The sequence below is a fragment of the Priestia aryabhattai B8W22 genome (assembly GCF_000956595.1).
Taxonomy (GTDB): Bacteria; Bacillota; Bacilli; order Bacillales; family Bacillaceae_H; genus Priestia; species Priestia aryabhattai.
This window is the reverse complement of sequence record NZ_JYOO01000027.1, coordinates 1-11682: the sequence shown is the minus strand read 5'-3', so window position 1 is coordinate 11682 and position 11682 is coordinate 1. Positions and strand designations below refer to the sequence as shown.

13 protein-coding genes are annotated in these 11682 nt (G+C 36.3%); 11 read left to right on the top strand and 2 right to left on the bottom strand.

The window, feature by feature from the left end:
• Positions 1–31: 31 nt before the first annotated feature.
• The 6 genes from N178_RS27210 to N178_RS19025 all read left to right on the top strand — a co-directional run bounded on the left by N178_RS27210 (position 32) and on the right by N178_RS19025 (position 5486).
• The gene (locus tag N178_RS27210) at positions 32–196 is read left to right on the top strand and encodes a hypothetical protein (protein WP_169746693.1); all 165 of its coding nucleotides are present in this window, start codon (positions 32–34) and stop codon (positions 194–196) included.
• 261 nt (positions 197–457) lie between these two features.
• Positions 458–1444, top strand: coding sequence for an SIS domain-containing protein (locus N178_RS19045; RefSeq protein WP_045294116.1), 987 nt, complete (start codon positions 458–460; stop codon positions 1442–1444).
• Positions 1445–1560: 116 nt separating this feature from the next.
• A complete protein-coding gene (locus N178_RS19040) occupies positions 1561–2847 on the top strand; it encodes an ABC transporter substrate-binding protein (RefSeq protein ID WP_045294114.1) in 1287 nt (428 codons plus the stop codon).
• 15 nt (positions 2848–2862) lie between these two features.
• Positions 2863–3744 carry a carbohydrate ABC transporter permease gene (locus tag N178_RS19035; RefSeq protein WP_045294112.1) on the top strand — a complete coding sequence of 294 codons (882 nt, stop codon included), beginning with the start codon at positions 2863–2865 and terminating at the stop codon, positions 3742–3744.
• A gap of 5 nt (positions 3745–3749) precedes the next feature.
• Entirely contained in the window at positions 3750–4628 is an 879-nt protein-coding gene (locus N178_RS19030) for a carbohydrate ABC transporter permease (RefSeq protein WP_375156324.1), read from the top strand.
• Between the two features lie 15 nt (positions 4629–4643).
• Complete coding sequence (locus N178_RS19025; RefSeq protein ID WP_045294108.1) at positions 4644–5486, top strand: fructoselysine 6-kinase; 843 nt, start codon at positions 4644–4646, stop codon at positions 5484–5486.
• Between the two features lie 41 nt (positions 5487–5527).
• On the opposite strand, the gene N178_RS19020 is transcribed toward N178_RS19025, so the two are convergent.
• On the bottom strand, positions 5528–6259 hold the full coding sequence (locus tag N178_RS19020) for a GntR family transcriptional regulator (RefSeq protein ID WP_045294106.1): 732 nt from the start codon (positions 6257–6259) through the stop codon (positions 5528–5530).
• Positions 6260–6553: 294 nt separating this feature from the next.
• On the opposite strand from N178_RS19020, the gene N178_RS19015 reads away from it, so the two are divergent.
• The 4 genes from N178_RS19015 (at position 6554) to N178_RS19000 (ending at position 9489) form a co-directional block, all read left to right on the top strand.
• Positions 6554–7573 carry an STAS domain-containing protein gene (locus N178_RS19015; RefSeq protein ID WP_045294104.1) on the top strand — a complete coding sequence of 340 codons (1020 nt, stop codon included), beginning with the start codon at positions 6554–6556 and terminating at the stop codon, positions 7571–7573.
• 189 nt (positions 7574–7762) lie between these two features.
• Positions 7763–8191 (top strand): SRPBCC family protein, encoded by a 429-nt coding sequence (locus N178_RS19010; RefSeq protein ID WP_045294102.1) that lies wholly within the window; start codon positions 7763–7765, stop codon positions 8189–8191.
• Positions 8192–8527: an ArsR/SmtB family transcription factor gene (locus N178_RS19005; protein ID WP_045294101.1), complete on the top strand. Its 336-nt coding sequence runs from the start codon at positions 8192–8194 to the stop codon at positions 8525–8527.
• 182 nt (positions 8528–8709) lie between these two features.
• Positions 8710–9489, top strand: coding sequence for an MBL fold metallo-hydrolase (locus tag N178_RS19000; RefSeq protein ID WP_045294099.1), 780 nt, complete (start codon positions 8710–8712; stop codon positions 9487–9489).
• An 80-nt stretch (positions 9490–9569) separates the two neighbouring features.
• Here N178_RS19000 and N178_RS18995 read toward each other — a convergent pair whose 3' ends face one another.
• The gene (locus N178_RS18995; RefSeq protein ID WP_193377164.1) at positions 9570–10373 is read right to left on the bottom strand and encodes an alpha/beta fold hydrolase; all 804 of its coding nucleotides are present in this window, start codon (positions 10371–10373) and stop codon (positions 9570–9572) included.
• Positions 10374–10706: 333 nt separating this feature from the next.
• Between N178_RS18995 and trhO the strand changes: the two genes are divergently transcribed.
• Positions 10707–11675: an oxygen-dependent tRNA uridine(34) hydroxylase TrhO gene (gene trhO, locus N178_RS18990; protein ID WP_045294095.1), complete on the top strand. Its 969-nt coding sequence runs from the start codon at positions 10707–10709 to the stop codon at positions 11673–11675.
• Positions 11676–11682 lie beyond the last annotated feature (7 nt).

The window sequence follows — 11682 nt, the reverse complement described above, 5'->3', positions numbered from 1 at the left end:
CCTATAGTCAAAAACATGAGGGAGGTTTTTTATGAAATTTGTAAATTTTTTCGCTAGTCAGCGAGACAAACGACGGGAACAAATCCGCGAAGCAGGAACATGTCCAGATTGCTTAGGGAAACGATTTCACCATATTGGGCTTTATTTTGTGCACGTTTATGAGTGTCCGAGCTGTCAAGGCAAAGAAGATATGTAATAAAATCTTCAGAAGTAAGGCAAAGGCAGTCTCTATGCAGATCATGATGTGAAACCTTCTTATTTTAGAGAAGGTTTTTATTTTTTTGGAGGAAATAAGAAAAAAGAGATTTGTAACTTGCCGTACTGTATTTCTACAAATATAGATAAAAAGTTAAATATTCTGATAAATATATTGACTAGTTAACGTTTACAGTTTAATATAACAATATATAACATTACATAATGTTGTATATCATATTTTATTTGAGGAGTGGGGAAAATGAGCAAAACAGTAGTGCATGTAAAAAGTGATGTGCAAGCCGTATTAAACGAATTAAAAAGCAAGCAAATTCGTAATGTGTTTTTCGTCGCATGTGGAGGATCTTCTGCGATCATGTATCCAGCTAAGTATGTACTAGATCGAGAAGCTCAACATATTACATCCGATTTGTATAGCTCGAACGAATTTATCCACCGCAATCCGCAGCAACTAGGAAAAAACTCCTTGGTTATTTTATGTTCCATGTCAGGAACAACTCCTGAGACTACAGAAGCAGCTAAGTTCGCTAAAAGCAAAGGCGCTTATGCTGTAGCCTTAACAAATGAACCTACTTCACCTTTAGCACACAGCGCAGATATTTTTATTAAGTATGAGTGGGGGAATGATATCGATGCTTTTGAAACAAACTTAGGCGTTTTATATCAGCTTGTATTTGGTCTTTTATACGTAGCAGAAAATAACGACAAATTTGGAAAGTTAGTTACTAGCTTAGAAAATTTACAGTCTGTTTATGAAAAAGCTCTCGAATACGAAGCGAGCAATGCGAGAAAATTCGCCGAATCACATAAGTCTGAACCGGTTATTTATACAATGGCCAGCGGTTCAAACTATGGAGCAGCATATTCATTCAGCATCTGTATCTTGATGGAAATGCAGTGGATTCATTCTCACGCTATTCACGCCGGAGAGTATTTCCACGGTCCATTTGAAATTATTGATGAAAACGTACCTTTTATCATCCTAGCTGGACTAGATGAAACAAGACCTTTAGAAGAACGTGCTTTATCATTCTCTAAACGATACGGCAAGAAGTTAACTGTTCTAGATGCAAAAGCATATGACTTCAAAGGAATTGATAAAGACGTGCAAGGGTATATTGCTCCTCTTGTATTAAACCGTGTACTGCGTCAATATGCCGAAGAATTAGCTGAAGCACGCAATCATCCTTTAAGTAAAAGACGCTATATGTGGAAAGTAGAATATTAATAATCACCTAATAAAGATAGAAATCTGTATATTTTCCTTACGAGTTATACTATAATGTTATAAAACATTATAGTATAACTTGAATATGAAAGCACTTACAATAAGGGGGTTTCTATATGAAAAAGACAAATTTAATCTTAGCCTCACTTTTAAGTTGTTCTTTAATGCTCGGGGGGTGTGCTGGAAAACAAACGTCTTCAGACTCAGACACAGGAAAGACAACATTAACATTCTTTCACAGATGGCCAAAAGAACCTGAAAAAAGCTACTTTGAAGAAGTTGTAAAAGAATTTGAGAAAAAGCACCCTGATATTGATATCAAAACAGAAGCGGTCTTAAACGATTCGTATAAAGACAAAATTAAAGTTATGACAGGCACCAATACCCCTCCTGATGTTTACTTTTCTTGGAGCGATGAGTTTGCTAGACAATTTGTCAGAGGAAACAAAGCCTTAGATTTAACCTCTTATTATAAGAAGGATTCAGCGTGGTCTTCCACTCTTGTTCAATCACAAATTAAACCATATACCGTTAATAATAAAATTTATGGTGTTCCTGTTACAATGGATGGAAAAATGTTTTTTTACAACAAAGATATCTTCAATAAATTAGGATTAAAAGCACCTACAAATTGGAACGAGCTACTAAATGTTTTAAGCGTGTTAAAAAAGAAGCATTATACAGCTTTAGAGTTTGGAAGCCAGGATACGTGGACCATTTCTCACTACGTAGGAACCTTAAACCAGCGCATGGTAAAGCATGACGTTCTTTTAAAAGACTATAACTCAAAAACTGGGACATTCACGGATAAAGGTTATGTAAAATCTCTAGAAAAATTAGAAGAATTAGTTCCTTACTTTAATAAAAACACAAATTCGATTGATCATGAATATGCAAGACAACAATTTTCAAATGGAAAAGCAGCTATGTTTTATGCTGAAACCGCTGAAATTAAGCTTTTTGGTCCAACGAAATTTAAGATTGGCATGTTTAATTTTCCTAAAGTGGAGGACGGAAAAGGAAACGCTACTAATTTAACTGGATCACCTGAAGGGTTTATGATTTCTTCTAAAACAAAGCATCCAAAAGAAGCGATGGAATTTCTTGAATTTTTAACATCAAAACAAATGGGTGAAAAGCTAGTAAAAGAAGTAGGGAAATACAGTGCAGTAAATGATACGGCTAACAGCATTAATTCAACCCCGGAGCAATTAGAAGCAGTAGATAATATTTTACAAGCCAAAGAGATGGCTCCATGGTTTGATATGGCAATCGATGCTCGAATTGCAGATGCTTATTTAACAGGCGCTCAGCTTATGCTAAATGGTGATAAAACACCTAAAGAAGTAATGAAAGATGTACAAAAAGCGGCAGCGAGTGTTCGTGCTGAATCTAAAAAGTAAGGAAGTGAAAAAGCAATGTTAAAACGCAATAAGCTAACCCCTTATTTATATCTTCTTCCTGCATTTGCTTTTTTGCTACTTGTGTACCTCCCTATTTTTCAGAATATTTGGGATAGTCTTTATGAGTGGAGTACATTTTCACCAGACAAGGTTTTTGTAGGAATAGATAATTATGTTCACTTATTTAAAGACCCTGTCTTTTATCAAGCACTGAAAAATAATATTCTTTATGCGGTCATTTCAATTATTTTTCAAGTGGGTGGAGGTCTGATTGTGGCTGCCGTTTTAGAAGATAAACTTATTCGAAAGTTTTCTCCTTTTTTTCGAACGGTTTATTTTTTACCAGTAGTCGTTTCGATGACCGTTATCGCTTTGTTGTTTACTTTTTTTTACAACCCTGAAGTAGGGCTTTTAAATCAAGTACTCAAAATGATTGGATTAGATTCGTTGGCAAAACCTTGGCTAGGAGACAGTGATACGGCTATTTATGCAGTAATTGCTGTATCTCAGTGGCAGTCTATCGGCTATATTGCCATGCTATATATTGTAGCGATACAAAAAATCTCACCTGAACTGTATGAAGCAGCTGAAATAGACGGCGCTAATAAGTTTAAAATGTTCTTTCATATTACTGTACCGCAAACAAAAGAAATGACATTTGTAGCTGTTATTTTAACACTCACTGGTGCTTTTACAGTATTTAATGAACCTTATATTTTAACTGGAGGCGGACCGGGTACATCATCTGAAGTCCTAAGTACGTATTTATACAAAACAGCCTTTTCGAAAGATATGATGGGCTACGCTTCTTCAATTGCTACTGTCATTTTAATTATTACGCTGTTGATTTCTCTTGTTCAAATGAAAGCATTTAAAACAGGAAAGGAAGACGCTTGATGCAGATGCCTAAAACAAATGTCACCTTACCTAATGTTGTCAATACAGCCGCTGAAGAAAGAAAAAAGAAGAGGTACACAGGTGTAACGATAGTATATGTCGGACTGATCGTCTATTTTATCGTCATTGCGTATCCTTTGCTTTGGATGATTATAAGTTCTTTTAAAAGCACGGATGAAATCTTTACTCACAGCTGGTCTATGCCGCATACTTGGCTAATTGAAAATTACGTGACCGCGTGGAAAAGCGGAATATCTTCTTACTTTTTAAACAGTGTGATCGTCACGGGCGCGTCTTGTTTTTTGACGGTTCTGGTCAGTGCCTTAGGAGCTTATGGACTATCACGCTTTGAGTTTCAAGGAAAAGCTATTGTCCTTATTATATGTCTGGGAGGGCTTATGCTTTCTCCTCAGGTAAGTTTAATTCCTTTGTATAGCATTATTCAAAAACTTGGAATCTATAATACACACTTGGCGCTGATTCTGCCTTATGTTGCTTATCGAATTCCTTTAACCATTTTGTTAATTCGAGCTTATTTTCTTTCGATTCCAAAAGAACTGGAGGAAGCAGCTCGGTTAGATGGATGTACAAGCTTGGGGATTTTATTTCGGATTTTTATTCCAATGAGCACGCCCATTTTATTAACAACGACAATTTTGACAGCTTACTACACATGGAATGAATTTATGTTTGCCATTATCTTTATTGACGACGACAGTTTGCGTACAATCCCAGCAGGATTAATGCAATTTAGAGACGCTTTGCAAACAGATTGGGGGGTATTACTAGCTGGACTGACCATTTCAGCAGCACCGATTGTTATGTTGTTTTTATTTATGCAAAAATATTTTATCCGTGGCATTGCTAACGGAAGTGTTAAATAATAGGAGGATAAGCAGATGAAACTAATTGGAGTAGGGGATAATGTAGTAGATTACTATAAAGATCAAGGAAAGATCTATCCAGGCGGCAACGCGCTAAATGTGGCCGTATTTTATAATAGATTGAGCAATCATCAGTCTTCCTATATGGGAATCGTGGGGAATGACGAATCGGCAGAGCATGTAGTAAATACTCTGCAGCAAGAAAAGATGGATATTAGCAGAGTAAGAAGAGCTGTAGGCGAGAATGGAATGGCGGTTGTAACACTTGACGAACAAGGTGATCGAATTTTTGTAGGATCAAATAAAGGGGGCGTTCAATCTAGATTAAAACTAATGCTGAACGAATCGGATTTAGCCTATATTCGTCAGCACGATCTTCTTCATACGAGCGTTTTTAGTCATTTAGAATCTGACCTTCCGTTGCTACATAAAATCATTGATATTTCCTTTGATTTTTCTACGAGATACGATGAGGAATATTTACAGCAAGTATGTCCATATATCAGCTATGCATTCTTCTCAGGAAGCAGCCTGCCAGAAGAAGAGTGTATGAATTTAATAAAGCGAGTACACTTGTTAGGAACCAGTGTCGTATGCGTGACAAGAGGAGAAGAGGGAGCTTTATTATCAGTCGGAAATCAGTTATTTAAACAGCCTATAATTCCTACAAATGTAGTGGATACGCTTGGGGCTGGAGATTCTTTTATAGCTGGTTTTCTTTCTTCTTATCTACCAGAAAAAAATATAGCCAAAGCCCTCCATAATGGATCATTGGTGGCATCACAAACTTGTCAAAATTACGGAGCATTTGGATATGGAAAAGAATATCATACAGACTGTGAAATGGTTTTAAAGTGAATAAAATAGCGCCTTTGCTTCTAAAGCAAGGCGCTATTTTATTAAGCATTAGAACTGTCTATAGTGAACGTAACGCGATTCGCAGGGTAGTGTAGAAAGGATGAATGAATCGGTCTTTTTTGTGAATCATACGCTACTTTTTCCACTTTAAACAGAGGCTCTCCGACTTCACACTCTAAATGTTTTGCTTCATCCACATTTGCAAATACCATGTTCAATAATTTTTTATTATGAACCGGAGCAATATTGTACTTATTTTTTATAATATCGTACATTGAAACTGAATTATGGACGTGCTGATCTAAATGTGGTAACAATTCTAAGGAGTAGTGAGAAATTTCTAAGGTAAGAGGCTGGTCGTCATAATACAGGATGCGCTGCAGTTCAAGGACTTCACTTTCTGGAGGGATTGATAACATCTTTGCCACAGGAGCTTTTACAGGTTTTATACCAAAAGACAAAATTTTAGTCTGCGGTACTTTCCCTAATTCCGACATATACTCTGTATGCCCATTAACGGCAAACAGCTCTCTCTTAGCTTTTGGATATTGAACAAAGGTTCCTTTTCCTTGCTGACGTATCAGAAGGCCTTCTTCTACTAAATCTAATACGGCTTTTCTTACCGTAATTCGACTTACTCCGTATATATCGCACAAATCCGTTTCAATTGGAAGTTTTTCACCCGGAGTATAAACTCCTTTATTAATATCTTCTGTAATAGCCTGTTTTAACTGCATATATAAAGGCGTAGAGCTATGAGTATTTAACTTCATCTTTTTCCTCCTCTTTCCTAAAGACTTTTTTTTGAATATAATTATATTATAACGTAATGTGATGTTATATTACAATTTGCTTTTCTCCCTTTTTATCATGTATGTTTGATACAAAAGAAAGAAAGGTTGGCGAATTCAAAGTTCTATAGCATTCACCTTTCTTTTTCATTAATTGAAAACATGGGTAATGGTTAGACAAGCAATAGAAAATATGCAACAATTTTTATTACCAGCTTCTTCAATATAAGATAAAATATAAAGAAGGTAAGAACTTTATAAAAAGGAGATTCCGCCATGGGTGAAAAAAAGAATATTGATATAGGTGGTCTTAGTTTTGCTTGGGATTTAGAAAAAGGACAATTTAGCTTTGAAGGAGAAGATGCGATCCTTTTTTGGATTTCTTCTGCGATGAAAACATTGTTTGATACAATCGAAGAAATATCTGGAGAAGAGGCAGCTTCGGTAGTACTGGAAACCACTGGTTTCCGACAAGGATTAGTAGTAGGAGAGTACTTTCAAAATATGAAAGGCGTAACGGTTTTTGAAGCGGCTGAGTTAATTACCAATACATACGCTTCGGCTGGATGGGGAAAAACAACCATCAAATATTTAAATCCTGAAAGTAAAACTCTATCTGCTGAATTAAAAGACAGTTGGGAACATAAAATTAACGTGGCGCAAAAAAAAACAAAGGGAGGAAATTTTCTTCCGGCCCATTATGCAGGGATTTTTACAGGACTATTCGGAACAAATATTTGGTACAAGGTGATTCAACATCAAATAGAAGGGCATGAATGCACCACAGTAGAATACTTCCCTTCCAACATTGATATCACTCAAAATATTCATCAATTAGCCAGAAGAAAAGAAGCGCAGAAAATAGAACATTTGGAAAACATTGTAGCAGAAAAAACAGCAGAGTTAAAAGATCTTATTAAAAAGCTGTCTTCTCCTATTATTCCGGTTTTGGAAGGCATAGTCGTCGTTCCTTTGATTGGCAAATACGACGAGGATCGAACGGAAGATTTGATTGTTAATACACTAAATAACCTCCCAAAACATCAGGCTAATTATCTTGTGCTGGATTTAACCGGATTGGATAAAGAACTTACTGAATATACGGCAAGCCTTATCGAAAAATTAGGTGCAGCAGCGTCCCTGATTGGTACAAAAACCATTTTAGTAGGAATTTCTGCTGACTTAGGCTTAGTTATATCAGAGACTCATATTGATTTATCAAAATATGATTGTTTTCAAACACTGCAGCATGGCATTCATTATGCATTGGCACAAAGCGGACGAAGCATCGTTTAAAAGATATATTTTAAATATAACAAAATGCACTCATTCAACATCATAACAAAGTTCTTTATCAAAGAACGGAGATATATTGAAGGATTTCATTTTTTAAAAGAGGAATTGACATGAAACCAAAAGGTGTTATATTGTTTATATATAAAACCTTTTGGTGTTATTTTTTAAAAAAGGAGAATGAAGATAACGATGAATGATAAAAGTGTATTAGAAGATGTAAAACAAACGATAATGTTTAACGCGCCAATTCAAAAAGTTTGGGATAAAGTCGCAACGGCAGAAGGGCTCCAACAATGGTTCATGCCTAATGATTTCCAGCCTCAGGTAGGATATGAATTTCATTTACAATCGCCTTTTGGGCCATCTCCGTGTAAAGTATTAGAAATAGATGCACCAAACTACCTTTCTTTCTCTTGGGATACGGATGGATGGATCGTTTCGTTTACCTTAAAAGAAATGGGTAATCAAACTGAATTTACGCTTGTTCATAGCGGATGGAAAGAAGCTGAAACACTTCTTGAAAAAGCAAACGAAAAGAGTTCAGTGGTACGAAATAGAATGAGTTACGGGTGGATTAGTCTCGTGAATGAAAAACTTCGAAAGGTTGTTGAAAACTAAATGACTTCACCAGCTGCCAAGCATGATATCTTTCAAGCCATTGCTGATCCTACTCGAAGAAAAGTACTTGAGCTGCTTTCTGAAAAAGAATTGCCTATTTCAGAAATAACGTCTCATTTTTCAATAAGCCGTACCGCTATTGTCAAGCATCTTCATATACTTTCAGAAGCAGACTTAGTTCATGGACAGAAAAAAGGAAGAGAAAAAGTGTATCATCTTCAGCCAGAGCCTTTGAAAGAAATAAAAGATTGGCTTTCTTATTACGAACAATTTTGGACAAACAAATTATCTATTCTTCAGCATATTGTTGAAAGAGATGAAGAAAGAAAGCAATAGAAAACGCACAAAAAAATGCTTTTATAGTGATTACCGCAAAGCCAGTCGTTAAAAAGACTGGCTGTTTTATATAAAAGCTCATTTTACGCTAAAACGACAAATAAAAAATAGTTAATAAAAGAACAGAAAAACATAGGGCATGTCTTTGATTACAGAGATAGACCTTGAGGGGGAAACAGAATATGAACAAGCTTTTATTTTACGGGACGAGCGATGCTCAAGGGGTGCCTCGATTATTATGTGACTGTAAAGTATGCACGGAAAAAGATCCATTAAATCAACGCACAAGACCTAGCGCACAGTTTACACTGGACGGTAACGTGTTTTTGATTGATGTATCACCTGATTTTAAATATCAATTTCATTTATACAATAACAAAAAAATCCCTTCTACCGTCTTGATTACTCACCCTCACAACGACCATGTTTCTGGGTTAGGAGATTTAGCCGACTTATGCTACTGGAATAATGTAAATACAGAAGTCGTAGGAGCGCCTGAAGTCATCAATGAGTTAATCGAAAGATTTCCTTATCTCGCAAAAAGAAAAGGGCTTACCTTTAATGGCACGTTAAAATGGGAAAGAGGAGAAACGATCATTACGTTTCATAAAGTAAATCACGGATTTAACGGTTATTCCTACGGCATTGTAGTCCATCAAAAACAAGGCGAACGCTGGGCGTATGTATCCGATTCTTTTAATGTGACAAATGAACAGTGGAAGCCTTTTTACCACTTAGATTTACTGATATTCGGTACATCTTTCTGGAAAGAATATCTTCAAAAAGAAAAAAGATCCGTATATGATGTGACAGAGGCAATGGAGATTAAAGCGAAGCTGCAGGCAAAAAACGTGGTGTTTACTCATTTATCACATGATATCGATATCAGAAAGCACGCTGAGATGCTTTTAGATAAAAACGTAAGCTTTGCCTATGACGGACGCGAGGTTTTCTTACCTTAAGCATAGTGATACATAAACGCATAGAAGGTTTCATTTAAAGAAGCAGCGGAGGTAAAGCGCTGCTTCTTTAAATTTGTAAATTAGATATGCTCGATAAAATCACTTACAACTTTGTTAAATCGGTCGCCTTCTTCTAGAAAAGGGCAGTGGCAGCTGTTTTCAAATACTTCAAGTACAGAACCTGAAATCAGCTTTTGAATATGTCTTCCAGCCGCTACAGGAATGAGCTTTTCTTCTTTTCCAAAGCACAGTAAAGTAGGAGTTGTAATAAACGGGAGAAACTCTCGATAGTCCACAATGGATTGATCAAACAAAATAGCACTGGCTATCGACTCGGGCATTTTCGTTACTTCTTTCATGATCCAATGTTTATTTTCTTCGGTTAACTCATCCTTAAACATAAGCGGAATAAAACTTTCTAACGTACTTGTTCGATTAAGTTGAATACCTTGCATGAGCGAAATAAGCGCAGGTAAATCAAATGCACCGATTGGGAAGTCCGGCCACTTAAAGTCTGAAGCCATTTCATCTACAATAACATTACCTTTTACATTTTCTTCACCAAATTGTTTTAAATATTCCCACACAACAAAAGCACCCATCGACCAGCCTACTAATATGACGTCTTTTAATCGATGAGAGTTTATAAACTCATGCACATCACGAGCATAAGTAGAAATTGTGTGACCGTATGGAGTATGACTTGAATTTCCGTGTCCTCTTAAATCCAACAGAACAGTCTGATACTGTTTCGAAAAAAAAGAAAGCTGGCTATGAAAAAAACGACTGCTCATCCATACTCCGTGAATGAAAATAACAGGTGTTCCTTCTCCTTGTTGTTCATAGTACAAAGTTGCACCGTCTTTTAATGTGTAAAAAGGCATCATTTTCGCCCCCGATCTCAAAGATTCATATCTCATCATGTATGCACGAGAACATTCATATAGAACGTATCACGGCAGTAAAACTTTATTTAAAAACAAATCCTAGAAGTGAGAGCTTTGATATGTTATACTATTACAGGCTTAAATACTGTATGTTTTTGAAACAATCATTCACTATACTACTTTTTAGATAGAAGCATCCTTATAGAAAGGATGTTGTTTTTGTCGTAATGTACCTTTAAGTAATGAATTGTTACCATTAATTCGGTTCGCAATAACCGACCTACATGCATTATATCTTGCAAATATAAACAGATAGGTGGAAGAAGCAACATGACTGAAAGAAAACCATATCAAGTACTACTATATTATTTGTACACTCCAATTGAAAATCCTGAAGAGTTTACAGCTCAGCACTTGGCATTTTGTAACGAGCTTGAATTAAAAGGACGCATTTTAATTGCGGCTGAAGGGATCAATGGAACGGTATCAGGAACAGTTGAACAAACAGATAAATACATGGAAACGATGAAAAATGATCCTCGTTTTGAAGGTATTGTATTTAAAATAGACGAAGCAGATGAACATGCGTTCAAAAAAATGCACGTACGTCACCGCAAAGAATTAGTCACTCTTCGTTTAGAAGAAGATGTGAATCCTCTTCGTGTAACGGGTAATTACTTAAGCCCAAAAGAATTTTATCAAGCAATGCAAGATGAGAATACGGTCGTAATTGATGCACGAAACGATTATGAATACGATCTAGGTCACTTCCGAGGAGCTGTTCGTCCGGATATTCGAAACTTCCGTGAGCTTCCTGAATGGATTCGCGACAACAAAGATCAGTTTGAAGATAAAAAAATCTTAACGTACTGCACAGGCGGTATTCGCTGTGAAAAATTCTCTGGATGGCTTCTTGAAGAAGGTTTTGAGGATGTAAGCCAGCTTCACGGAGGTATCGTAACATACGGAAAAGATGCGGAAGTACAAGGTGAACTATGGGACGGCCAGTGCTATGTATTTGATGAGCGCATCAGCGTACCAGTTAATCAAAAAGAACATGTGATTGTCGGGAAGGATCATTTTACCGGCGAGCCTTGTGAACGCTATGTTAACTGTGCAAACCCAGAATGCAATAAGAAAATCTTAGCTTCTGAAGAAAACGAACACAAATATTTACGCGCTTGCTCACATGAATGCCGAGTAAGTCCTCGTAACCGCTATGTAAAAGAACATGGTTTAACAGAAGAAGAATTTGCAGCACGTGTTAAAGAGTTAGAAAAAGAACACGTAACTTTATAATAAAAAA

Excerpts from the sequence above, each read along its gene's own strand:
- N178_RS27210 (WP_169746693.1), top strand. The coding sequence starts at position 32 with ATGAAATTTGTAAATTTTTTCGCTAGTCAGCGAGACAAACGACGGGAA.
- N178_RS19045 (WP_045294116.1), top strand. The coding sequence starts at position 458 with ATGAGCAAAACAGTAGTGCATGTAAAAAGTGATGTGCAAGCCGTATTA.
- N178_RS19040 (WP_045294114.1), top strand. The coding sequence starts at position 1,561 with ATGAAAAAGACAAATTTAATCTTAGCCTCACTTTTAAGTTGTTCTTTA.
- N178_RS19035 (WP_045294112.1), top strand. The coding sequence starts at position 2,863 with ATGTTAAAACGCAATAAGCTAACCCCTTATTTATATCTTCTTCCTGCA.
- N178_RS19030 (WP_375156324.1), top strand. The coding sequence starts at position 3,750 with ATGCCTAAAACAAATGTCACCTTACCTAATGTTGTCAATACAGCCGCT.
- N178_RS19025 (WP_045294108.1), top strand. The coding sequence starts at position 4,644 with ATGAAACTAATTGGAGTAGGGGATAATGTAGTAGATTACTATAAAGAT.
- N178_RS19020 (WP_045294106.1), bottom strand. The coding sequence starts at position 6,259 with ATGAAGTTAAATACTCATAGCTCTACGCCTTTATATATGCAGTTAAAA.
- N178_RS19015 (WP_045294104.1), top strand. The coding sequence starts at position 6,554 with ATGGGTGAAAAAAAGAATATTGATATAGGTGGTCTTAGTTTTGCTTGG.
- N178_RS19010 (WP_045294102.1), top strand. The coding sequence starts at position 7,763 with ATGAATGATAAAAGTGTATTAGAAGATGTAAAACAAACGATAATGTTT.
- N178_RS19005 (WP_045294101.1), top strand. The coding sequence starts at position 8,192 with ATGACTTCACCAGCTGCCAAGCATGATATCTTTCAAGCCATTGCTGAT.
- N178_RS19000 (WP_045294099.1), top strand. The coding sequence starts at position 8,710 with ATGAACAAGCTTTTATTTTACGGGACGAGCGATGCTCAAGGGGTGCCT.
- N178_RS18995 (WP_193377164.1), bottom strand. The coding sequence starts at position 10,373 with ATGCCTTTTTACACATTAAAAGACGGTGCAACTTTGTACTATGAACAA.
- trhO (WP_045294095.1), top strand. The coding sequence starts at position 10,707 with ATGACTGAAAGAAAACCATATCAAGTACTACTATATTATTTGTACACT.